Genomic DNA, 22324 nt, shown 5'->3' with positions numbered 1-22324 from the left:
AGCCACCCCATGACCGTGCAGCACACCCCCGCCCAGCCCGACGCCGTCTCCGGCGCCGAGGCGACGGCCACCGCCCAGAAGCGCCTGACCCGCCGCGACTACGTCTCCACGTACTTCCGCTCGACCTTCATGCTCGGCTCCTTCAACTTCGAGCGCATGCAGGCCATCGGCGTGTGCGTGAGCATGATCCCCGCGATCCGGCGGTTCTACACCAAGAAGGAGGACCAGGCCGCGGCCCTGGGTCGGCACCTGGAGTTCTTCAACACCCAGCCGTGGATCGCCTCCCCGATCTTCGGGGTCACCGCCGCGATGGAGCGGCAGAAGTCCGAGGGGGAGGACATCTCCGCCGCGGACGTCACCAACGTCAAGGTGGGCCTGATGGGTCCGCTGGCCGGCGTCGGAGACCCCCTGTTCTGGGGCACCGCCCGCCCCGTGCTGGCGGCCCTCGGCGCGTCCCTAGCGATGAGCGGATCCATCCTCGGACCGCTGCTGTTCTTCGTGGTGCTGAACATCATCCGCATCGCGACCCGCTGGTACGGCTTCCGGCTGGGCTACCAGAAGGGCGTGCAGGTGGTCTCCGAGGTCGGCGGCAACACCCTCAAGCGCCTCACCCAGATCGCCTCCGTGATGGGTCTGTTCGTGATGGGCGCGCTGGTGTCCAAGTGGACCACCGTGAACATCCCCTTCGTGCTCTCCGAGTACACCCAGTCCGACGGCAAGCACGTGACCAACACCGTCCAGTCCATCCTGGACTCCCTGCTGCCGGGCCTGGTGCCGCTGCTGCTGACCTTCCTGTGCATGTGGCTGCTGCGGCACAAGGTCAACGCGATCTGGATCATCTTCGGGATGTTCGCCGTCGGGATCCTCGGCTACTGGGCCGGGATCCTCGCCCCGTGAGCCGCCGGGCGCACCGGCAGGCGGCCGGGGACCCGGAGGATCCGGCCGACTCCAGGCGGGCCGGAGGACGGACGGAGGAGCGGCCGAGCTTCCGGGAGACCTTCGTGGCCGTGGGCCAGCAGACCCTGGACAAATCCCGGTACGACGCCGCCCCCGTCGTCTCCGTGGCCGTGGCCGTCACCGTCCTGATGGTGCTGGCGGCGGTGGCGTACACCTGGCTGCCGTGGCTGTCCGTGACCCTGCTGGTGTGCGCCGTGGTGCTGCTGTGGGGCCGGTGGATGATCCTGCGGCAGGTGACCCGGGACCTCGCCCAGATGTCCTCGGCCCGGGAGTCCTTCGCGGCCACCGGAAATCCGGAGTACTCGGAGTTCGTGCGCCTGCGGGCCGAGCAGATGCTGCGGGACAACCGGGCCCTGACCGCCGCGGGGCGCGACGCCGTGCAGGAGCACCTGGCGTGGGCGCGCCGCAGCGTCCAGACGCCGGACGGAGACTGAGCGCGGCGGCCTCGTCGGGGGCGGGGCTGGTGCGTGCTGAGATGCGGGTTTGGTGTTGAGGTGCGCCGTTCGTGCTGAGATGCGGCCCGGCGTGCGGCATCTCAGCACGAACGACGCATCTGAGAACGAATCCCGCACCTCGCGCGGTCGATTCCGGCGGCAGGGCTGGGCGGCGGAGCGCGGTCCAGCGGCGCGCTAAGCTTCTGCGAGGGCGCCGACCGGCGTCCACCGACGACGACGGAAGCGGTGGACCCGTGGAGGACAAGAAGCTCGCGACCCTGGGATGGGTGGCCACCTGCATGTCGGTGGCCATGTACGTGGCCTACATCCCGCAGATCATCGGCAACCTGGAGGGCGACAAGGGCGACTGGATCCAGCCGCTGGTCGCCTCCATCAACTGCACCCTGTGGGTCATCTACGGGATGCTCTACTCCCCGCGGGACTGGCCCCTGGCCGTGGCCAACATGCCCGGCATCGTCTTCGGCCTGCTCGCCTTCTCCACCGCGCTGTTCTAGCGCACACCGCGGCCGTCCACCCGGCGCTCAGGTGCGGGTTCCGTGGTGAGGTGCGGCCGGGCCGCACGGCCCGGGGATCAGGCGAAGGCCTCCGAGGCCTCGTCCAGGGCGTCCACCTCGGCCTGGATCAGCTTCACCCCGGGGGCGGCCATCAGGGCCTCGAGCTGCTCCGGGGTGCGGGCCGAGGCGATCGGGGCGGTCACGCCCTTGGCCAGCAGCCACGCCAGCGCCGCGGTGGTGACCTCGACGTCGTGGTTCAGGGCCACCCGCTTCAGCGCGTCGATGACCTTCAGCCCGGCGTCGATCCCGGTCTCGGAGAAGTACCCGGAGACGAAGTCCTTGCGGGCAGCGCCCTCCAGGTCCTCCGCGGAGGAGTACTTGCCGGTCAGGAAGCCGGAGGCCAGGGAGAAGTAGGAGAACACGGCGACGTCGTACTCCTGGGCGATCTCCCGGTAGCCCTGCTCGTAGTCCTTGCGGTGCAGCAGGTTGTACTGCGGCTGGATCGCCACCGGCACCGCCAGCCCCTCGGCCTTGGCGAACTCGAACCACTGGCGCATCCGGTCCGGGGAGTAGTTGGACAGGCCCACGTACCGGGCCTTCCCGGCGCGCACGACCTCGTCGTAGACCCGGGCCTGCTCCTCGATGGTCACGGACTCGTCGTCGAAGTGCGCGTAGTACAGGTCCACGTGGTCGGTCTGCAGCCGCTCCAGGGAGGCGTCGATCGCCCCGAGCACGGCCTCGCGGCTCTGCCCGGAGTGCTCCGGGGGCTGGCCGGCCTTGGTCGCGATGACCACGTCCTCGCGGTTCTCGCGGGCGGCCAGCCACTTGCCCAGGACCTCCTCGGACTCCCCGCCCGAGTGCCCCTCGGCCCACGCGGAGTACACGTCCGCGGTGTCGATGAAGTTGCCGCCGGCGGCCACGAAGGCATCCAGCACGGCGAAGGACTGCTCCTCATCCGAGGTCCAGCCGAAGGTGTTCCCGCCCAGGTTCAGGGGGAACACGGACAGGTCGGTGCGGGGGATGTCGTTGCGCTCGGTCATGGGGACTCCTTGTCTCGAGGCTCACGACGCCTCCGCCGTGCCGGCGGGGCGTCGTCATCGTCACCTACGCACAACGGGACCGGCGGAAGAGGTATTCCGCCGGTCCCGTGCCGCGGTTGCCGGGACGAACCCGGCGTGGGGTGGATCAGCGCACCCCGGCGGCCTCCTGCCCGGAGCCGCCGGCCGCACCCGACCCGGCACCCGTCCCAGCGGACGGGCCAGCGGTCGACGACGCCGCGGCGTCGCCGTCGGTGCGGATCTGGGAGATGTCGATCGGCATGGTCGACAGGTCGTACTTCTCGTTCTCGTGGATCGTGGCGGCGACCTCCTGGGCCTCCTCCTCGTGCTCCACAGCGGGCATGGACCCGATGAGGTTGCGTCCGGAGGACTCCTTCATGCAGTACACGCCGATGCCGCCCACCAGGCAGGCGAACATGATGTAGTACGCGCCCATCATCTCGGTGCCGAACAGGTTCTGCAGCGCGGAGATGACCAGCCCGGTGGTGCCGCCGAACAGCCCCACGGCCACGTTGAACATCAGGCCCATCGCGGTGTAGCGCCGGTCCGTGGGGAACAGCGACGGCAGGGCGGAGGCCTGCACGGAGACCTGGAACATCATGATGACGCCCATGATCAGCAACCCCAGGAACGTGGACCAGGTGTGGCCCAGCATCATCAGGCGGAACGCGGGGATCGCGGCGAGGATGCCGACGACGCAGCCGGTGATCATCACGGGGCGGCGCCCGATGCGGTCCGAGAGGGCCCCGAACAGCGGCAGGCCCACGGAGACGATGATCAGCACGGGGATCAGCAGGGCGTTGCCGTGCAGGGTGTCGTAGCCCAGGGTCTCGGTGAGGTAGGTGGGCATGTAGGTGGTCACGGCGTAGCCGACGACCTGCGCGCACATGACCAGGGCGGTGCCCATGAGGATCTGCGGCCAGAAGTCCCGGATCAGGGAGCCGATCTGGCGCCACATGCCGGTCTTCTCCATCTCCCGCTCATCCTGGGCGACCTGCTCGCTCTGCGCCTCGAAGGCGTGGGACTCCTTGATGTGGCTGCGCATGTACAGCCCGATCAGCCCCAGCGGCAGGGCCACCCAGAACGGGATGCGCCAGCCCCAGGCCAGCATCTGCTCGTCCGTGGTGACCAGCTCGACGACGGTCACCAGCGCGGCCGCCGCGGCGAAGCCCAGGTAGGAGCCCAGATCCAGGAAGGAGCCCCAGAAGCCGCGGCGACGGTCCGAGGCGTACTCGGCGATGAAGGTCGCGGCCCCGGCGTACTCGCCGCCGGTGGAGAAGCCCTGGACGAACTTCAGCAGGATCAGCAGGATCGGCGCGGCCAGGCCCCAGGCGGAGTAGCCGGGCAGGCAGCCGATGAGGAAGGTGCCCAGGGACATCATGATGATCGTGAACGCGAGGATGGCCCGGCGTCCGATCCGGTCGCCCAGGGGCCCGAGGACCAGGCCGCCGAAGGGCCGCACGACGAAGGTCACGGCCAGGGTCGCGAAGGTGGCCAGCTGGCCCCACGGGTCCGGCAGCGGGAAGAACACCGCGGCGATGTAGGTCATGACGTAGGCGAACACGCCGATGTCGAACCACTCCATGAAGTTGCCCAGGAGGGTCGCGCGCAACGCCTTCTTCATCTCGGGCTGATCCACGACGTGGATGTCGTCGGGGCTCAGCGCCACACGGTCGGGTGAGGGATGGGTTCGGCTCATCAGTAAGTATGCTTTCCGGTCGACAAACCCGGACTACGGTACTCCTTCTGCTGAGCGATGCAATGCAGATCCTCGGTTCGTGGGGGAATTCACGGCGCCCCGGGCTGGTCTACGCTGGTCCGGTCCCACCCCGCTCCCGAAGGAGACCCATGTCCGCACTGCCCGCCGACGCCGCCGCCCCCGACCTGCTGGTGCTGACCACCGGCGGCACGATCGACAAGATCTACTCCACCGCCGGTCAGCTGGAGATCCACGAGCCCACCGTCGGCCCGATCCTCGAGCAGGCCGCCACGAACCTGCGCACCGCGGTGCGCGGCGTGCTCGCCGTGGACTCCCTGGACATAACCGCCGAGCACCGACGCATCCTCACCGAGGCGGTGGCCGCGGCCGAGACCCCGCGCATCGTCATCACCCACGGCACGGACACGATGACCGAGACCGCCGAGCACCTGCTCGCCGATCCGGAGGCCGTCGCGGGGAAGACGGTGGTGCTCACCGGGGCGATGCAGCCCTCCTGCATGAGGATCACGGATGCCCCGTTCAACGTCGGCGCGGCCGTCACCGCCGCGCAGCTGCTGGGCCCCGGGGTGTACATCGCGATGTCCGGGCGGGTCTTCCCCGCGGGCACCGTGGCCAAGGATCGGGCGCGCGGGGTGTTCGTGGACCGCTGAGGGTCCGGCGAGTCCGGCGGATTCAGGCGCGGTCGCGCACGCGGCGTCGGCGGCGGCGCCGATGCCGGCGGATCTGCTCCGGGGTGACCGTCTCCAGGTTGCGGGTCAGCGGCTCCCCCGGGGTCCAGCCCTGCTCCTTCAGCGGGCCCCGGCGGATCCGACGCCGCCCCAGGCGCAGCTTGGGGCGCGGGACCGTCAGATCCACCGGGGCCGGCAGGCGCCAGTTGCGCCAGCGGGACAGGATCCCCAGCACCCCGCAGGTCACGATCGCCACACCCATGCCCACGTTGGGCCGGTGCAGCAGCTCCTGGAAGACCACCATCTCAGCACCCCCGATCACCGCGATCGTCGCGTAGAGGGAGTTCCCGCCGAACACCGCCGGGATGCGGTTGACCATGATGTCCCGGATGGCCCCGCCGCCCACCGCGGTGGTGACCCCCAGGGCGACGGCGGGCAGCCAGTGCAGCCCCAGCCCGAGGGCCTTCAGGGTGCCGGTGGCCGTCCAGGCCCCCATGCCGACGAAGTCCAGGACGATCAGCAGCCGATCCGCCCACCGGGACCCCAGATCGATGGTGTAGGCCACCGCCGCCGCGGCCAGGACTCCCACCCAGTACCCGGCGTCGGTCAGGGCCACCGGGAACCCGGAGTTGAGCAGGACGTCGCGGATCATGCCCCCGCCCATCCCGGAGACGATCGCGAGCATGACGAAGCCGACGATGTCGAAGCGGAAGGCCCGCGCGACCGCGCCGCCGAGCAGCCCGTTGGCGGCCACCGCCGCGATGTCCACGGTCCGGAACATCACGCTGGGGTCCCAGTGCTCCACGGGCGGTCTCCTTCGGTCTCGGGGCGGGGTTCTCGGCGGGTGATCGGGGCGGGTGATCGGGTGCGAGCCGGGCTCGGCGCACCGGCCGGGCGGACCGGGCGGAACGACTCGGATGCCCCGGCGGGGCTAGGCGCGCGGGCGGGGCCCGGCGGCGTCGTTCTGCGCGGCGTCGTTCCGGGCGGCGGCGTCCCGGGCGGCGGCGTCGGCCTTGGCCTTGCCGCGCACGGTCCACAGGGTCCACAGCGGACCCACCAGCGGGAAGGCGAGCATGACCACGAGGTAGCCGAGCTTTCCGATCGGGTCGATGTGGCGGGACCTGCCCACCGCCACCAGGGCGATCAGGAACAGCACCGCGCAGATCAGGGCGAGGATCCCGATGGTCAGCTCCCCAGGGGACAGCGCCAGCGGGGACGCGGCGGCGAGCGGGATCATGGCGGTCTCCTCGGCGATCGGGGCGGCAACGGCTTCCAGCATGCGGGCCGGGTGCGGTCCGGTCAAGGCGACCGGGCCGCGGGCCGCCGAACCCCGGCGCGCCCGGGCCCGGGCTGCGGGGTGTTCAGGACCACACCCCTCCGAGGTACTTAGCATCCCTTTGCACCGTAGGATCGAGAAGCCAGAAGATCAGTACGGTGATGATCTGCCGATCCCGCCGACCGCAGGGCCGCCCGAGGGGACCACCGCCGCGCCGCCCCGATCCCTGGCCGGACGCGGCCCACCGGCGGCGCCCGCGGCATCGAACGGAAAGGGCATGAGCATGGTCGCCGGACCCTCGCAGCAGGAGCAGCATCGGCACTGGGAGGTCGAGGACGTCACCGTCACCGAACCGCCCGTCATCAAGCGCGCCATCGCGGCGGCCGCCATCGGCAACATCACCGAGTGGTACGACTTCGGCGTGTACGGCTACCTCTCGCTGACCATGAAGACCGTCTTCTTCCCGGAGACCGACGGCGTGCTCGGCAGCATCCTCGTGGCCGGGCTGTTCGCCGTCGCCTTCCTCGTGCGCCCCCTGGGCGGGATGTTCTTCGACCCGCTCTCGGACCGGATCGGGCGCAACCGGGTGCTCGCGCTGACCATGCTGCTCATGGCCGCCGGCACCTTCCTCATCGGCTGCCTGCCGGACTACCACTCCATCGGGCTGTGGGCGGCCTTCCTGCTGCTGTGCCGGCTGCTGCAGGGCTTCTCCACCGGCGGGGAGTACGGCAACGCCATGACCTTCATCGCCGAATACGCCCCGGACCGACGCCGCGGCCTGCTCGGCTCCATGCTGGAGGTCGGCACCTTCACCGGCTACCTGCTCGGCGCCTCCCTGGCCACCATCATGTCCGGGGGTGCTCAGCCCCGAGGCCATGCTGGCCTGGGGCTGGCGGGTGCCCTTCTACGTCGCCCTGCCCCTGGGCGTGGTCGGCCTGTACCTGCGCTCCAAGCTGGATGACACCCCCGCCTTCGAGGCCATGGAGAAGAAGTCCGCGGCGAAGGAGGAGCACCGCGTGGGCGCCCAGCTGAAGGAGACCTTCCGGCTCTGGCCCAACATGCTCGTGTGCTGCGGCCTGGTGATCGCCTGGAACGTCGCCAACTACATGCTCACCGCCTACATGCCCTCCTACATCCCGATCATGGCGAGCATGCAGGGCGGGCGCGGGGCCGTCTCCGAGCTGACCTCCCAGATCCTGCAGATCATCGTCATGGCCGTGTGCCTGGCGCTGATCCCCGTGCTCGGGTGGCTCTCGGATCGGGTGGGCCGGCGCCGTCGCCCTGACCGGCTCCGCCGCGCTGATCCTGCTGGCCGTCCCCGCGCTGCTGCTGATCCGCGCGGACGGGACGCTGAGCACCCTGTTCGGCCTGCTCATCATGGGTCTGTCCCTGATCTGCTTCAGCGCGACCATATCCTCGACCCTGCCCTCCCTGTTCCCCACCGCCCTGCGCGCCGGGGCCCTGTCCATCGCCTTCAACATCTCCATCTCGCTGTTCGGCGGCACCACCTCGGTGGTCATGGAGACCCTGGTGGGCAAGACCCAGAACCTCATGTGGCCGGCCTACTACCTGATGATCACCGGGGTCATCGGGTTCATCTCCCTGCGCTTCACCCCGGAGTCCAACGGACGGCCGCTGTGGGGGTCGACGCCGGCCGTGGCCCGCCCCGAGGAGGCCCCCGAGCACGTCGCCGAGCTCAACGCCCGGGTCCAGGCCGCGCAGCAGCCCCGCGAGAAGGCGCCCACCGCGGGCTGACCAGCGCGGACGCCCGTCCGGACATCCGCCCCGGCCCCACCTCGCCAAGCCCTTCCCCGAGGGGTTAGGATGGCCTCAGCGTCCCGGGAGGGCAGGCTCGGAGACACCGGGCCCCCGGGGCCGGCGAGGAGGTCAGCGCCGACGATGCTGCGGGCACGCGCCAGACACAGCCAGGGCCGCCGGGAATGGGTCACCACCCGGGACGGGCGCGAGCTGTGCGCCATGGTCATCGACGGCCCCCGTTGCGGTGCGGCCGAGGCCGCCGGGGCCGTGTGTCCCCGCCCCACCGTCATCGTCGAGGCCGACGCGGCGGACACCGGCTCGATGTGGGCGCTCGTGCAGCGCGCCGTCGGCGTCTCCGCCCGCACCGTGGTCTACGACCGCACCGGGCTGGGCCGCCCCGCCGGATCGGGTCGCCGCCCGGCTGCCCCGTGGACCCTGGAGCGTATGACCGCGGACCTGGAGGATCTGCTCGAGCACTTCGGCCCCGGACCCTTCGTCCTCGTGGGGCACGGCACCGGCGGGCCCGTGGTGCGCGCGGTGGCCGCCCGGCGTCGGGAGCGGATCTCCGGACTGGTGCTGGTGGATCCCGTGGACGAGCTGGGCCCCGCCCCGACCCAGTGCCGGCTCGGCCCGGTGAGCCTGGGAAGCCTGATGAGCCCGGAGAGCCTGCGCCGCGGCCTCTCCGAGCGGCGTCGCCCCCGGTGGGCCGCAGCGCTGTCCGGCACCGCAGACGCCGCCCGCCGCCTCGCGGCCCTCGCGCGGCACGGACGCTGCCTGCACCTGCTGCCGGAGGACGTCCGCGCGGACCTGGCCGCCGACGGCTGGGACGCCGCCAGCCGGACGGCCTCCGCGCAGCTGCGGGCCTCCCTCGACGAGACCCTGCCCGGCTGGCTGGACCAGTCCCCCAAGCTCGGCCGGATCCCGGTGACGGTGATCTCCGCCGGACGGCGCGAGGCCCGCCAGCCCGCCCGGCTGCGCGCCGCCCTGACCGCGGCCCACGCCCGCCGCGCCGGGGCCACCGGCCACGGCCGCCACGTGATCCTGCCCGGGGTCGACGGGGCGGGGCTGCCCGTGCTGGCCGCGCAGCAGGTGGCCGCCGAGATCCGCGCGCTGGCCGGCTGCCTGCCCGGGCGCCGGGCCTACACCCCGCACCCCTGGCGGCTCTAGCCCCTTCCCACGGGTCCGCGGCGCAGAATGGGAGCATGAGCAGCACCGACCTCCCCGTCTTCTCCTTCGGAACCCTCCTCAACCCCCGCGTCCAGGAGCACCTGTTCGGGCACACCGTGCACGCCCAGCCCACGGAGCTGGCCGACCACGACGTCGTCGACGTGCCCATCCTGGATCCGGCGGTGATCGCGGCCAGCGGCAAGGACGTGCACCCCGGTGTCGTGCGCCGGATCCGCCGCAGCGTCGCCGGGGCTCTGCTGCCCCTGGACGCGCAGCAGCTGGCCGCGGCGGACGCCTACGAGGTGGCCGCCTACGCCCGGCGCCGCACCCTCACCCGCACCCCCGGCGCCACCGAGACCCGGCCCGCGTGGGCCTACCTCAGCGCGAACCCGCTGGCCGTCGCCCAGCGGATCGCGGTGATCGGGGATTCCATCGCCTACGGCCGAGCCAGTCTCGACGGCGGGTGGGCGGCGGCCCTGGGCGCCTGGCACGTGGGCCGCGAGGAAGCCGAGCACCGGCTGTACCAGCTGGCCTACCCGGGCACCACGATCCGCCGGATCATTCAGCACATCCTCCCGGAGCTCACCGCGCGCAGGGCCGACACCGTGCTGATCAGCGCGGGGATCAACGATCTGCTGCTGGACGGCACCTCCCCGCGGGAGCTGGTGGAGCTGGTGCAGCGGCTGTGCGCCGACCTGGAGGCCGAGGGGATGCGCCCGGTGGTCCTGGGCCCCACGTGGCTGGACGCCCAGCGGGTCCGGACCGTGCTGGGCCACGAGGTGGACCCGGACCTGGTGCGGGAGCACCGCGAGCGCCTGGCCGCGTGGGCGCGGCAGACCCACCGGGACCACCTGGATCCCTGGCCGGTGCTGGAGGGCCACCCCGAGCGGGTGCGCGCGGACGGGCTGCATCCCGACGCCGAGGGTCACCGGATGCTGGCGCGGTGGCTGCTGGGGCTGGCCCAGGGCCCGGCCGAGGATTGGCAGCCCGCCTGACCAGGGCAGCCCGACCGGGCCGGGCTCAGCGCTTCCCGAACCCCTGGAAGGCCCTCTCGATGGTCTCGGCGAAGACCGTGCCGCCGGGGATGTTGGGGTGGGTCAGGTCCGACTGCAGCAGGTCCGGGCGGGTGGAGGCGATCGCGTACCAGTCCGCGATCCGCACGTTCGGCCGCTTCTTCGCCTGATCCCACAGCAGCTGGTTGGCGGCCTCGATGAAGGTGGACTGCCCGTAGATCGTCACCAGCACGACGTCGCGGTCCGGGCCGATCATGTCCAGCACCCGGTCCAGCACCCCCGGCTCGGGGATGCCGCCGTTGGTGCCGAAGTCCAGGACCACGCAGGGCCCGAGGGTGCCGTCATCCAGGTGCGAGCGCACCAGCCCCTCGGCCTCGTCCCACTTGCGGTTGGGCACCCCGTCGATCACCGCCCCCGGGAACTGCTGCATGAGCCCGGGCGCGGAGACGGCGATCAGGGAGTCCCCGATGAACGTCATGTCCTCGGGCTTGGGGGAGGCGCACTGCGATCCCTTCGGCGTCGGGCTGGCGGAGGGGGCGGCGGAGGCGCTGGCCGAAGGGGCGGCGCTGGCCCGCTGCTCGGCCCGCTCCTTCGCCCGCTCGCGCGCCTTCTGCTGGGATTCGGCCATGGCCTGCTGGGCGGCGTCCACGTCCTGCTCCACCTGGCTGCGCTGCGGGGCGGTGACGACGGCGACCGCGGCGGTGCCGAACAGCAGCACCCCCACCAGCCCGCCGGCCAGGGCGGCGCGCAGGCGAGACGACATCGTGCGCCGGGCGTCGGCCGAGCCGATGGCGGCCAGTCCGGCGCTGAGCACGGTGGCCGCCCCGAGCAGGACGGCGCGGAAGCCGCGGCGGCGCACGGGCTGCTCGATCCACCGCTCGGAGACGGCGGCCAGCACCACGGTGAGCGCCACCGCCGCGGCCTGCACCCCCCACCACGCGGGGGTGCGGACGCCGGTGGGCGCCAGGTCGTTGAGGATCTTCAGCACGGGCCAGTGCCACAGGTAGATCCCGTAGGAGCGGTGCCCCACCCATACGAGGGGCCGGGCCTCCAGCACCCGCCCCAGGGCCGGGGCCGGGCCGAGCTGGCTGGCGATCATCGCCAGGGCGCCGAGGCTGACCAGGACCAGCCCCCCGCGGTAGGTGGCGGCGCCGTCTTCGGTGAGCACCGCGAAGCACGCGCCGACGACAAGCGTCCCGACGCCCAGCAGCGCCGACGCAGGACCGCGCCGGGCGAGCAGGCCGGCGGCCGGGCCCCGGCCCAGCTGCCAGGCGAAGGCCAGGGCGATGCCCAGCAGCAGCCCGAAGGCGCGGGTGTCCGTGCCGTAGTAGACGCGGGTGGGGTCCTCGCCCGGGACGTAGAGACCGGCCATCAGCGCCGCGGAGGCGACGGCCCCGGCCAGGGCCAGGAGGATGCGCGGGGCGGGGCGGCGGGTCAGGGCCATGATCCCGAGGAACAGCAGCGGCCAGACCAGGTAGAATTGCTCCTCCACGGCCAGGGACCAGAAGTTCATGAACAGCACGGGGGCGGTGTGGTGGAAGTAGGAGCCGCCCGCGGCCAGTTCCAGCCAGTTGGTGGAGAAGGTCAGCGCGCCGAGGACCTGCCGGTCCAGGTGCACCCGCAGATCCGGGCCGCCCAGCAGGGACGCCGCGCAGCACACGGTGATGACCACGAGCAGCGCCGGCAGCAGGCGCCGGGCCCGCCGGACCCAGAAGCCGCGCAGATCGATCCGCCCGGTGCGGGCGCGTTCGCGCAGCAGGAGCGTGGTGATGAGGAAGCCCGAGACCACGAAGAACACGTCCACGCCGATGAAGCCGCCGGGCAGCAGACCCGGGCCCACGTGATAGATGACGACGGCGAGCACCGCGATCGCCCGCAGGGCGTCCAGGCCGCTGATGTGGAAGCGGCGGGCCGGGGAGCTCGCGGCGGTGGCGTCGGGACCTGCCGGGAGGCGGCCTGCTGCGGGTCCGGTGTGGGCGGGGCGGTCGCTGGGGGAGGCAGAGGACATGGATCCTCGAGGGGCGAAGACGGGGATGTGAAGAGGGGGAGCGCGGGTCCACCCGGCGCCGTCGCCGATTCTAACCCGGGCTGCGTGCGCTCGGGGCCTCGACGGGCGGTTCCGATGTGCGAGGCTCACCCGCGGTGGCGGATACTGGTCAGCGATGGCTTCGCAGACGGCTCAGGTGATCGGCTCCGGCGTGGGCATGGCGGTCCTGGGTGCGTCCATGGGGTTCAGCCCCACCCTGTACGCCGTCGTCCTGCACCAGCTGAACCGCTCCCCGCGCGCGGCGACGATGATCCGCTGCCTGGCCCTGGGTCTGGGCACGGGCACGCTGCTGCTCCTGCTGCTGTTCCAGGTCTTCGATCCGAGCCAGCTGGCCCGCGAGGTCGGCGGCGCCGTGCGGCGGCTGCTCACCCAGCGGAACCTGGACCTCGCCGTGGGGGTGCTCTTCCTGCTGGCCGCCGGCTGGGAGGCCGCCCGCTCCGCCGCGCCCCGTCCACCCGCCCGGACCGGGGCGACGGCCCAGGCGATGACGCCGCTGGGCATCTACCTGTTCGGCGCGCTCAGCGCGGGGCTGAGCACCAACCGGATCCTGCTCACCTACGCCACGAGCCGGCTGATCACCCGCACCACCGAGGCGTGGCCGTTGCAGCTGGTGCTGGTCGGCCTGCTGCTGGGCGCGCTGATGGGACCGTACCTGCTCTCCTCGTGGGTGTGGAACCGGTTCCCGCGGGCCAGCGGCTGGGTGCGGGCGGGGTTCGACTGGCTGATGCACTGGGATGCCCGGGTGATCCTCGCGGTGGTGCTCCTGGTGCTCGGCCTGGCGTTCCTGCTCCTGGCCTTCCCGCCCGCCCTGCTCACCCGGTGACGCGCCCACGATCCGCTGCCCATTCCCTCCAGCGCCCCGGCCGCCCTTCGCGGCCAAAGCCCGGGAGGGGCGGCCGGGCGGGGCCGTCACAGCAGGAGGCTGCGGATCAGGAAGCGCTTGCCCTCCGGGGCCTCCACGGAGAAGCCGGACCCGCGCCCGTCCACCACGTCCACCGTCAGGTGCGTGTGCTTCCAGTACTCGAACTGCTCGCGGGACATCCAGAACCCGATCCGCCCGAGCACCGCGCCGCGCCCGTCCGGCAGATCCAGCTCGCCCAGGAGCACGTCCGCCGCGCCGGTGCGGAACTCCCCGGCCGGAAAGCACATGGGCGAGGAGCCGTCGCAGCAGCCGCCGGACTGGTGGAACATCAGCGGCCCGTGGATCTCCCACAGACTCCGCAACAGGGCCACCGCCTCCCCCGTGAAGGCCACGCGGGAGGCCGTCTCCCCCGCGACGGCGGGGTGAGCCTCGATGGTCTCCCGCCCGGCGGCGCCGTCGGCCCCGGCCCCCGGTTCGCGGCGGCTCGCGTCGGAGGACGCCGGGCGGGCGTCGTCGTGGGCCGGCATCAGTACTCGATCACCACGCGACCCTCGATCTTCCCGTGGTGCATCTCGTCGAAGATCCCGTTGATGTCCTGCAGCGGGCGCTTGGAGAGGGTCGGATGGATCAGGCCGCGGGCATAGAAGTCCAGGGCCTCCTCCATGTCCCGTCGGGTGCCGACGATCGACCCGCGGATGGTCAGGCCCTTGAGCACGATGTCGAAGATCGGCGCCGGGAACTCCCCCGGGGGCAGGCCGTTGAACACGATGGTCCCGCCGCGGCGGGCCATGTCGATGGCCTGCCGGAAGGCGTCCGGGTGCACCGCGGTGATCAGCACCCCGTGCGCCCCGCCGGTGGCCTCCTGGATCTGCGCGGCCGGATCCCCCGACATCGCGTTGACGGTGAGCTCCGCCCCGTGCTGGCGGGCCAGGGCCAGCTTGTCCTCGGCGACGTCCACCGCGGCCACCCGCATCCCCATCGCCACCGCGTACTGCACCGCCAGGTGCCCCAGACCGCCGATCCCGGAGATGACGACCCACTGGCCGGGCCTCACCTCGGTGCGCTTGAGGCCCTTGTACACGGTCACCCCGGCGCACAGCACCGGCGCCACCTCGTACGGGTCGGCGCCTTCGGGGATGCGGGCCGCGAAGTCCGCGTCCACCAGCATGTACTCGCCGAAGGAGCCGTCCACCGAATACCCGCCGTTGACCTGCTCCTCGCACAGGGTCTCCCAGCCGGTCTGGCAGTGCTCGCAGCGACCGCAGGCCGACCACAGCCACGCGTTGCCCACCAGGTCGCCGACCTGCAGGTCCGCCACCCCCTCACCGAGGGCCACCACCTCGCCCACGCCCTCATGGCCGGGGATGAAGGGAGGGGTGGGCTTGACCGGCCAGTCGCCGTCCTTGGCGTGCAGGTCCGTGTGGCACACGCCGGAGGCGATCAGCTTGACCAGGGCCTGTCCGGGCCCGGGGGTGGGACGCTCGACGTCGGTGACGTCCAGCTCCTCGCCGAAGGCGCCGACCACGGCTGCTGTCATGGTGCTCATCAGGGATTCTCCTTCGAATCGTCGTGAAAGGGTTCCAGGGGTGCTCGGGGAGGGGCGTGCTCGCCTCAGAAGAGGCCCATCGCGTCCTCCGAGTACGAGACCAGGAGGTTCTTGGTCTGCTGGTAGTGGTCAAGCATCATCAGGTGCGTCTCCCGGCCGATGCCGGAGGACTTGTACCCGCCGAAGGCCGCGTGCGCGGGGTAGGCGTGGTAGTTGTTCACCCACACGCGCCCCGCCTGGATGGCCCGGCCCGCGCGGTAGGCGGTGTTGCCGCTGCGGGACCAGACCCCGGCCCCCAGCCCGTAGAGGGTGTCGTTGGCGATCGAGATCGCGTCGTCGTAGTCGGCGAAGGTCGCCACGGAGACCACGGGCCCGAAGATCTCCTCCTGGAAGATCCGCATCGAGTTATCCCCCCGGAAGATGGTGGGCTGCACGTAGAAGCCGTCGGCCAGCTCGCCGTCGAGCACGGCCCGCTCCCCGCCGGTGAGCACCTCGGCGCCCTCCTGGCGCCCGATGTCCAGGTAGGACAGGATCTTCTCCAGCTGGTCGCTGGAGGCCTGGGCGCCCATCATCGTGTCCGTATCCAGCGGGTTGCCCATCCGGATCCGCTCGGTGCGGGCCACCACGGCCTCCAGGAACCCCTCCGCGATGCTCTCCTGCACCAGGGCCCGGGAGGGGCAGGTGCACACCTCCCCCTGGTTCAGGGCGAACAGGGTGAAGCCCTCCTGGGCCTTGTCCCAGAAGGCGTCCTCCCGGTCCATGACGTCCTCGAAGAAGATGTTGGGGCTCTTGCCGCCGAGCTCGAGGGTCACCGGGATGATGTTCTCCGAGGCGTACTGGGAGATCAGCCGGCCGGTGGTGGTCTCCCCCGTGAAGGCGATCTTCGCGATGCGCGGGGAGGAGGCCAGGGGCTTGCCGGCCTCCACCCCGAAGCCGTTGACCACGTTGAGCACGCCGGCCGGCAGCAGGTCCCCGATCAGCTCCATGAGCACCAGGATCGAGGCCGGGGTCTGCTCCGCCGGCTTGAGCACGACGGCGTTGCCGGCGGCCAGCGCGGGGGCCAGCTTCCACACCGCCATCAGCAGCGGGAAGTTCCAGGGGATGATCTGCCCGACCACGCCCAGCGGCTCGTGGAAGTGGTAGGCGGTGGTGTCCTCGTCGATCTGGGACAGCCGCCCCTCCTGGGCGCGGATCGCCCCGGCGTAGTACCGGAAGTGGTCCACGGCCAGCGGCAGGTCCGCCGCCAGGGTCTCCCGCACGGCCTTGCCGTTGTCCCAGGTCTCCGCGACGGCGAGCATCTCCAGGTTCTGCTCCATGCGCTCGGCGATCTTCAGCAGCACCGCGGCCCGCTCGGCGGGGGCGGTCCGGCCCCAGGCGGGGGCGGCGGCGTGGGCGGCGTCCAGGGCGGCGTCGATGTCCTCGGCGGTGCCGCGGGCGATCTCACAGAAGACCTTCCCGGTCACCGGGGTGACGTTCTCGAAGTACCGGCCCTTGGCGGGCGGCGTCCACTCACCGCCGATGAAGTGCTCGTAGCGGTCCTTGAAGGTCAGCAGGGAGCCGTCGGTGCCGGGATTCGCATACGCGGTCATGGGATCTCCTCCATCCTCGGGTGCCTCATCGCACCCATGGGTGATGCTAGTCACCCTTCGGGCTCATGTGAAGCGGAGTGCGCGATCCGAACAGACGGAGCGGATTCATGGCTCGACCCCCCGGCCACCGGACTTGCGGCGGATTCGGGATTTCGCCGAGCGGAGCGGCGGACTCATGCACTGCGGAGTGTCGATCCGGGAGCGGGCGGGGCGGCGGGGGCGGGAGGATGCGTTCCCGCAGGGCGATCACCCTGGTCCGCGGCGTCGGGATGGGCCATGCTGGAAGCGGCACCCCATCCGGGGCGCCTCGAGCCACCGAAGGAGCCCGTCATGCCCGATCCCACGAAGGACGACCTGGAGCACACCGCCTCCGAGGAGGAGCCCGGCCAGGGCGAGACCACCGAGGAGGCCGCCGAGCAGCAGATCTCCGGCGGTGCGCAGGAGCGGCGCGGCAGCTGACCCCGTCTCCCCGCGGGGCGCAGGGCTATGCGGCGTGCAGCCGCACCCCGTGCTCCGCGCACCAGCGGGCCAGGTCCTCATGGGGCGCCTCGGTGACGATGTCGTCGATGACGCCCAGGGCCGCCAGGTGGTAGAAATCCTGGTATCCCACCTTGGAGGTGTCCAGGGGCACCACGACGCGCCGTGCCGCCTGGATCGCCGCCTGCTTCACATACCCCTCGGCCACATCCACAGTGAAGATCCCCTGCGGGGTGATGCCGCTGACCCCGATGAACGCGGTGTCCACATGGAAGCGGGAGAGGGTCTCCACGGTGATGGCCCCGCTCAGAGAGCCGCCGACCCGCTTGTACTCCCCGCCGAGCAGCGTGTGGCGGAGGCCGGGGCGCTCCGCGACGGCCATCGCCGCGCCGATCGAGTTGGTCAGCACGTTCACCGCATCCCGCTCCAGATGCTCGGCGAGCACCTCGATCGTGGTGCCGGAATCGAGGAACACCGACTGTCCCTCCTGCACCATCTCCGCGCAGCACGCGGCGATCGCCCGCTTGGCCTCGATGTGGCGGGCCTTCCTGGCGTCATTGGTGGACTGCGGTCTGGTTTCGATCGCGATCGCTCCACCATGGGTGCGTCGCAGGAGTCCCTCCTGCTCCAGGGCGGTGAGGTCCTTGCGCAGCGTGGGCTCGCTGACGCCGAAGGGCTGCACGAGGTCGGCCAGCCGGACGCTGCCGGCGCGTCGGACCAGGTCGGCGATCTTGCGGCGGCGCTGTTCGGCGAAGTCCGTGCTCTGAGCTCTCATCGCTCCCCAGGATACCGGCGTCGCCCAGCGATCGCGGGGCGACGGGCTCCACCCCCCACGTGGTTTCGTTCGTGATCGTTGCACATCACTAGCTTTCGTTCTACGCTCCTTCTGAGCATAAGCGAAAGGTAACGATCATGTTCAAGCGCACCCGAACCCTGAACCGGAACACCACCGCAACCCTCCTCTCTCCCGCCTCCGGGGACCTCGTCTCCCTGTCCAAGGTGCCGGATCTGCTGCACGCCCGCCGCGTGCTGGGCCCGGGCGTGGCCGTCGCCCCGGAGGATGGGCTGTTCGTCGCACCCCTGGACGGCGTCGTGCGCACCAGCCCGCGCAGCCCGCACGCCTACTGGATCCGCTCCGAGGACACGCTGGGCGGCAGCCCCCTGGAGATCCTCGTGCTGGTGGGCACGGACAGCTGCCGCGCACAGGCCCCGGCGGTGATCCCGCTGGTGGCGGACGGGCAGCGGGTCACCGCCGGACAGCCGCTGTGCCGAGCCGATCTGGAGATCCTCGAGGCTCAGGCCAGCTCCACCCTCTCCCCCGTGGTCATCACCGCCCGCCCCGAGGGCACCGCGATCAGCCTCGGCACCGCGCACGCCACCGCCGGTTCGACGCCGCTGGTCCGCCTCACCGCCGCCTGACCCCGCGCCGAACCGTCACCTGCGTGGCATCTGAGCGCCCCGGAACCCCCGCGCGTGACGGTTCGGCGATTCCGCACGCTCCCTACCGCCCGTAGGCGCTGGACTCCGGGTGGTCCAGGGTCGAATGGCTCCGGTTGTCGTGCATGAACAGCACCGCGACCAGGCCCAGCCCCCCCACGACCACCACGTACCACGGGAAGACGCCCGCGAAACCCTGCTCCTTCAGGAACAGCGCCACATACTCTGCGGACCCGCCGAACAGAGAGTTGCCGATCGCATACGTGAAGCCCACCCCGAGCCCGCGCACGTGCGCGGGGAACATCTCCGCCTTCACGATCCCGGAGATCGAGGTGTACAGGCTGAGGAACAGCATCGCCACGAGCACCAGCAGTGAGGCGGTGACCAGGGAGGAGGACCGTCCGATGAGCGTCAGCAGCGGCACCACCAGCACGATCATCCCGAGCACGTAGATCAGCATGGAGGTCTTGCGCCCGATCCGATCCGAGAGCCACCCGGCCGCCGGCTGCATCAGCAGATACAGCAGCAGGCACACGGTCATCGCATCGGCCACCTCCCCCTTGGCGAACCCGCCGGTGTTGATCAGATACTTCTGCATGTACGTGGTGAACACGTAGAAGGTCAGCGAGCCGATGCTCGTGATCCCCAGGACCACCCAGAACGCCCGCGGGTAGTCCCGCAGGATGGTCAGGAACCGGCCGGTGGTGCGCCGCTGCCGCTCCTCGGACGTCGTCGTCTCCGCCAGCCCGGAGCGCAGCCACAGGGACACGACGGCGGCCAGCGCCCCGATCACGAAGGGCAGGCGCCACCACCCGGCGGTGATCGCGTCATCACCGAGGGTGTGGGTCATGATCACCGCGAGCAGGCTGGCCAGCAGCTGTCCGCCGATCAGCGTGACGTACTGGAAGGAGGAGAAGAACCCGCGCTTGCCGGCGGTGGCGACCTCGGACATGTACGTGGCGGTGGAGCCGTACTCCCCGCCCACGGACAGGCCCTGCACGCAGCGGACGAGCAGCAGCAGCCACGGCGCGGCCGCCCCGATGGTCTGCGCCGTCGGCAGCATGGCCAGACACAGCGACCCGGCGCACATCAGCAGGATCGAGGCGAGCATCGAGGTCTTGCGGCCGTATCGGTCCGCGACCCGCCCGAACACGTACCCGCCGATCGGGCGCATCAGGAAGCCGACGAAGAACACGGCCGCGGACTTCGCGAAGGCCCCGGTCTCTCCCGTGCCGGTGAAGAACAGCGGCGCGAAGTACACGCTGAAGAACGCGTAGATGTAGAAGTCGAACCACTCCACGAGGTTGCCGCTGGAGGCGGCGAGGATGGACTTCACGACGCTCGCGGTGGAGCCCGCGCCGGGATCGGCGGAGCCCGGTCCGGGATGCCGTCGAGCCTCGGACTCGACTGGGGCCTCCTCGGGGGTTCGGCGGGAAGGTTCCACGGGGGACATGGCAGCTCCTCGATCCGATGAGAGATATTCGCCTCAGAATACTTCCCTCAGAGTAATCCACGTCACCGACGCCGACTGACCCCGCGCCGAGCCGTCACCGGCGTGGCGTCTGAGCCCCTCAGAGCCCCCGCGGGTGACGGCTCGGCGACCGCGGGGGAAGGCACCTCAGCCGTGCTCGGAGAGGAAGCATTCGGCGGCTCCTGTGACCAGCTGGTAGCCCGCGGACTTGCGCGCCTGAGCGTCGAAGGCGTGATTGGCCAGCGGGACCCGCAGATCCGTGACCGCGGCTCCCCGGGCGCGGGCCGCGGCGACGAAGTCCCGCACCGAATCCGGGGGCACGAACGTGTCCGCTCCGCCGCGGATGATCAGCGTCGGCGGGTCACCGCGCGTCGCCCAGGTGCGCGCATCCAGGGTCTGGTAGCGCTCGGGAGGCTCCGCGGGGGTGCCGCCGACGAACTCCTCCGCGGCCTTCCCGGCCCCCAGGGCCCGGACCCGCTGCACCGCGGCCACGTCCACCGTGGGATACAGGGCGACGACGGCGCGCGGCACCGGCAGGGCGGCGGCGTCGTCGATCCCATCGAGGGTCCCCGCCGCGATCCGATCCGCCAGATTCACCGCCAGGTCCCCGCCGGCCGAGTCGCCGAACACCGAGATCCGCCGGGGATCCCCGCCCAGCGTGCCCGCGTGGCGGGCCACCCAGGCGTAGGAGCGGGCCAGGGAGCGCGGCGCCTCCTGCCAGGTCGGGTGCCCCGGGGAGGCCAGCGGGTACTCCGGGCGCACCACGAGCCAGCCGCGCTGGGCCAGATCCCGCAGCGTGGCCTGCATCTGCGCGTCGGTGGTCCAGCCGCCGCCGTGCACATCGAACAGGATCGGGGCGTGCTGGGCCCCGCCGGGCGGCGTCCAGATCTGCAGCCGACCGTGGACCTCATCCTGAGCGGGGATCGTGCGATCCGGGGGCGCGGTCATGGACCCCGGGGCGAGCGTGCGGACCAGGTCCACGGGAGCCCCGGCGCGCTCAGCGGTCACAACGACGGCGCCGTAGGCGGCCCCGGGAACCACCGCGCCCAGCACCGCCAGGGCCAGGGTGCTCAGATCGCGGATCCGGGACGCGACCCGCACGCGGCGGCGTGCCGGCATCCCGGAGAGCACGAGCCCCGCCCCGAGCAGCGCGGCCGGCGCGAGGAAGGGTGCCAGGGTGGGCAGCAGGACGGAGAGGGCGAAGGGCACCTGCTCCGCCGCCGGGACGATGGCGAGGGCGGCGGGGATGCCCGCGAGCGCGCAGAGCACCGCGCCGAGGACCCGACGCAGTCGACCGCGGCGGGCCGATGCGCCCGGGGACCGGCGTCGCGGCCCCGCCGGATCGACAGCGACCTCGCGTCCCCGTCGCGACAAGATTCGCATAGCCTCAGAATAGGGTGCCGGGCCGACGGCCGACAGGGGTCGGGAGCTACAGGTGCAGCCCCAGCAGCATCCCGCCCCAGGCCGCGAGCGTCCCGAGGCCGATGACCCCGAGCAGGTTCGCCGCGGCCAGCCCCCACCGGCGCTCCTGCACCAGCCGCACCGTCTCGACCATCGCCGTCGAGAAGGTGGTGTACCCGCCGAGGAAGCCCGTGCCCAGCACCGCCTGCCACACCGGGGACACCAGCCCACCCAGGGCCAGACCGGTGACCAGGCCCAGCAGGAAGGAGCCGGTGACGTTGATGACGCCGGTGGCCCACGGGAACGCCGCCCACCCGCGCAGCGGCGCCGAACCTGCCGCGACGGCGGACTTCAGCAGCCCGTCCAGCAGCATCCGCACGGCGGCACCCAGCCCTCCGGCCAGGCACACGCCCAGGAACAGGACGAGGCTCATGCGTCCTGCACCTCCCGCTCCGGGGAGGCCGGGGCCACCAGCCGGTGCCCCAGCGCGACGCCGAGGAAGGCCGCCGCCAGCCCCAGCACCAGGGTGGCCGCCGGGTAGGCCAGCCCCACCCCGAGGCCCCGCTCCCCCAGCAGCTGGACGGTGGTCTCGGACAGCGTGGAGTAGGTGGTGAACCCGCCGAGCAGGCCCGTGCCCACGAGGATGCGCCCGGTGCGCCGGATGCCCTGGTCCGGGCCGCGCATCGCCAGACCCTCCAGCAGCAGGCCCAGCAGGAAGGCGCCGAGCACGTTGGCGACCAGCACCGCCCCGCGGCCCTGACCGGCCCCGGGCAGCAGCAGCGTCAGCCCGTACCGCAGCCCCGTGCCCAGCGCGCCGCCGAGGAACGCGAGGCCGAGGTAGCGGAACCTCAGATGCAGGGGGCGCACGGCTGCCTCCTCAGGTCGGACGGATGGACGGCGGATCCGGAGATGATCCGTCTCCACGGTA

The 22324-nt window shown here is 71.9% G+C and carries 24 protein-coding genes and 1 pseudogene; 12 read left to right on the top strand and 13 right to left on the bottom strand.

Features of this window, described 5'->3' with window-relative positions:
• Nucleotides 1-9: 9 nt before the first annotated feature.
• From AC0VXQ_RS00500 to AC0VXQ_RS00490, 3 genes are all read left to right on the top strand, one after another.
• Entirely contained in the window at nucleotides 10-897 is an 888-nt protein-coding gene (locus tag AC0VXQ_RS00500) for a PTS system mannose/fructose/sorbose family transporter subunit IID (protein ID WP_058730984.1), read from the top strand.
• Nucleotides 894-1391: a hypothetical protein gene (locus tag AC0VXQ_RS00495; protein WP_100463524.1), complete on the top strand. Its 498-nt coding sequence runs from the start codon at nucleotides 894-896 to the stop codon at nucleotides 1389-1391. The genes AC0VXQ_RS00500 and AC0VXQ_RS00495 overlap by 4 nt, the downstream gene beginning before the upstream one ends.
• A 254-nt stretch (nucleotides 1392-1645) precedes the next feature.
• Nucleotides 1646-1906: a SemiSWEET family transporter gene (locus AC0VXQ_RS00490; RefSeq protein ID WP_058730982.1), complete on the top strand. Its 261-nt coding sequence runs from the start codon at nucleotides 1646-1648 to the stop codon at nucleotides 1904-1906.
• Between the two features lie 77 nt (nucleotides 1907-1983).
• On the opposite strand, the gene AC0VXQ_RS00485 is transcribed toward AC0VXQ_RS00490, so the two are convergent.
• Entirely contained in the window at nucleotides 1984-2946 is a 963-nt protein-coding gene (locus AC0VXQ_RS00485; RefSeq protein WP_475528721.1) for an aldo/keto reductase, read from the bottom strand.
• Nucleotides 2947-3091: 145 nt separating this feature from the next.
• The gene (locus tag AC0VXQ_RS00480) at nucleotides 3092-4663 is read right to left on the bottom strand and encodes an MFS transporter (protein WP_358293411.1); all 1572 of its coding nucleotides are present in this window, start codon (nucleotides 4661-4663) and stop codon (nucleotides 3092-3094) included.
• 149 nt (nucleotides 4664-4812) lie between these two features.
• On the opposite strand from AC0VXQ_RS00480, the gene AC0VXQ_RS00475 reads away from it, so the two are divergent.
• Nucleotides 4813-5334: an asparaginase domain-containing protein gene (locus tag AC0VXQ_RS00475; RefSeq protein ID WP_475528720.1), complete on the top strand. Its 522-nt coding sequence runs from the start codon at nucleotides 4813-4815 to the stop codon at nucleotides 5332-5334.
• A gap of 22 nt (nucleotides 5335-5356) precedes the next feature.
• Here the strand turns inward: AC0VXQ_RS00475 and AC0VXQ_RS00470 are convergent, their stop codons facing one another.
• Nucleotides 5357-6157 carry a trimeric intracellular cation channel family protein gene (locus AC0VXQ_RS00470; protein ID WP_058730979.1) on the bottom strand — a complete coding sequence of 267 codons (801 nt, stop codon included), beginning with the start codon at nucleotides 6155-6157 and terminating at the stop codon, nucleotides 5357-5359.
• 126 nt (nucleotides 6158-6283) lie between these two features.
• On the bottom strand, nucleotides 6284-6631 hold the full coding sequence (locus tag AC0VXQ_RS00465; RefSeq protein ID WP_475528718.1) for a hypothetical protein: 348 nt from the start codon (nucleotides 6629-6631) through the stop codon (nucleotides 6284-6286).
• A 274-nt stretch (nucleotides 6632-6905) separates the two neighbouring features.
• On the opposite strand from AC0VXQ_RS00465, the gene AC0VXQ_RS00460 reads away from it, so the two are divergent.
• From AC0VXQ_RS00460 to AC0VXQ_RS00440, 5 genes and pseudogenes are all read left to right on the top strand, one after another.
• Nucleotides 6906-7589: an MFS transporter gene (locus tag AC0VXQ_RS00460; RefSeq protein ID WP_358293416.1), complete on the top strand. Its 684-nt coding sequence runs from the start codon at nucleotides 6906-6908 to the stop codon at nucleotides 7587-7589.
• Nucleotides 7504-7848 (top strand): annotated as a pseudogene (locus tag AC0VXQ_RS00455) (MFS transporter); the annotation flags it as partial. The gene AC0VXQ_RS00460 and the pseudogene AC0VXQ_RS00455, both read left to right, overlap by 86 nt.
• 157 nt (nucleotides 7849-8005) lie before the next feature.
• On the top strand, nucleotides 8006-8383 hold the full coding sequence (locus AC0VXQ_RS00450) for a hypothetical protein (RefSeq protein WP_475529426.1): 378 nt from the start codon (nucleotides 8006-8008) through the stop codon (nucleotides 8381-8383).
• Between the two features lie 144 nt (nucleotides 8384-8527).
• Nucleotides 8528-9553 (top strand): alpha/beta fold hydrolase, encoded by a 1026-nt coding sequence (locus AC0VXQ_RS00445; RefSeq protein ID WP_475528716.1) that lies wholly within the window; start codon nucleotides 8528-8530, stop codon nucleotides 9551-9553.
• A gap of 35 nt (nucleotides 9554-9588) precedes the next feature.
• Nucleotides 9589-10548 carry an SGNH/GDSL hydrolase family protein gene (locus AC0VXQ_RS00440; RefSeq protein WP_260007661.1) on the top strand — a complete coding sequence of 320 codons (960 nt, stop codon included), beginning with the start codon at nucleotides 9589-9591 and terminating at the stop codon, nucleotides 10546-10548.
• A gap of 25 nt (nucleotides 10549-10573) precedes the next feature.
• Here the strand turns inward: AC0VXQ_RS00440 and AC0VXQ_RS00435 are convergent, their stop codons facing one another.
• The gene (locus AC0VXQ_RS00435; protein ID WP_475528713.1) at nucleotides 10574-12574 is read right to left on the bottom strand and encodes an acyltransferase family protein; all 2001 of its coding nucleotides are present in this window, start codon (nucleotides 12572-12574) and stop codon (nucleotides 10574-10576) included.
• A gap of 154 nt (nucleotides 12575-12728) precedes the next feature.
• Between AC0VXQ_RS00435 and AC0VXQ_RS00430 the strand changes: the two genes are divergently transcribed.
• On the top strand, nucleotides 12729-13436 hold the full coding sequence (locus AC0VXQ_RS00430; protein ID WP_061225105.1) for a hypothetical protein: 708 nt from the start codon (nucleotides 12729-12731) through the stop codon (nucleotides 13434-13436).
• An 86-nt stretch (nucleotides 13437-13522) separates the two neighbouring features.
• Here the strand turns inward: AC0VXQ_RS00430 and AC0VXQ_RS00425 are convergent, their stop codons facing one another.
• The 3 genes from AC0VXQ_RS00425 to exaC form a co-directional block, all read right to left on the bottom strand.
• Nucleotides 13523-14002: a DUF779 domain-containing protein gene (locus AC0VXQ_RS00425; protein WP_081046114.1), complete on the bottom strand. Its 480-nt coding sequence runs from the start codon at nucleotides 14000-14002 to the stop codon at nucleotides 13523-13525.
• Entirely contained in the window at nucleotides 14002-15021 is a 1020-nt protein-coding gene (adhP, locus tag AC0VXQ_RS00420) for an alcohol dehydrogenase AdhP (RefSeq protein WP_475528710.1), read from the bottom strand. Before adhP ends, AC0VXQ_RS00425 begins: the two co-directional genes overlap by 1 nt.
• A 65-nt stretch (nucleotides 15022-15086) precedes the next feature.
• Complete coding sequence (gene exaC / locus AC0VXQ_RS00415; protein WP_475528708.1) at nucleotides 15087-16610, bottom strand: acetaldehyde dehydrogenase ExaC; 1524 nt, start codon at nucleotides 16608-16610, stop codon at nucleotides 15087-15089.
• Between the two features lie 330 nt (nucleotides 16611-16940).
• On the opposite strand from exaC, the gene AC0VXQ_RS00410 reads away from it, so the two are divergent.
• Nucleotides 16941-17069, top strand: coding sequence for a hypothetical protein (locus tag AC0VXQ_RS00410; protein WP_260007669.1), 129 nt, complete (start codon nucleotides 16941-16943; stop codon nucleotides 17067-17069).
• 25 nt (nucleotides 17070-17094) lie between these two features.
• On the opposite strand, the gene AC0VXQ_RS00405 is transcribed toward AC0VXQ_RS00410, so the two are convergent.
• Nucleotides 17095-17862: a DeoR/GlpR family DNA-binding transcription regulator gene (locus AC0VXQ_RS00405; RefSeq protein ID WP_058731460.1), complete on the bottom strand. Its 768-nt coding sequence runs from the start codon at nucleotides 17860-17862 to the stop codon at nucleotides 17095-17097.
• Between the two features lie 137 nt (nucleotides 17863-17999).
• On the opposite strand from AC0VXQ_RS00405, the gene AC0VXQ_RS00400 reads away from it, so the two are divergent.
• Complete coding sequence (locus tag AC0VXQ_RS00400) at nucleotides 18000-18506, top strand: PTS sugar transporter subunit IIA (protein WP_196826274.1); 507 nt, start codon at nucleotides 18000-18002, stop codon at nucleotides 18504-18506.
• Between the two features lie 82 nt (nucleotides 18507-18588).
• Here the strand turns inward: AC0VXQ_RS00400 and AC0VXQ_RS00395 are convergent, their stop codons facing one another.
• From AC0VXQ_RS00395 to AC0VXQ_RS00380, 4 genes are all read right to left on the bottom strand, one after another.
• A complete protein-coding gene (locus AC0VXQ_RS00395; RefSeq protein ID WP_475528704.1) occupies nucleotides 18589-19977 on the bottom strand; it encodes an MFS transporter in 1389 nt (462 codons plus the stop codon).
• Between the two features lie 165 nt (nucleotides 19978-20142).
• Nucleotides 20143-21264, bottom strand: coding sequence for an alpha/beta hydrolase (locus AC0VXQ_RS00390; protein WP_475528702.1), 1122 nt, complete (start codon nucleotides 21262-21264; stop codon nucleotides 20143-20145).
• Between the two features lie 160 nt (nucleotides 21265-21424).
• Entirely contained in the window at nucleotides 21425-21829 is a 405-nt protein-coding gene (locus AC0VXQ_RS00385; protein WP_058731457.1) for a fluoride efflux transporter FluC, read from the bottom strand.
• Entirely contained in the window at nucleotides 21826-22263 is a 438-nt protein-coding gene (locus AC0VXQ_RS00380; RefSeq protein WP_064725748.1) for a fluoride efflux transporter FluC, read from the bottom strand. The genes AC0VXQ_RS00385 and AC0VXQ_RS00380 overlap by 4 nt, the downstream gene beginning before the upstream one ends.
• Between the last annotated feature and the right edge of the window lie 61 nt (nucleotides 22264-22324).

The sequence above is a fragment of the Rothia sp. QJM3NY_36 genome (assembly GCF_056173115.1).
The sequence above is the reverse complement of the archived record's forward strand: the minus strand, read 5'-3'. Positions and strand labels throughout refer to the sequence as shown.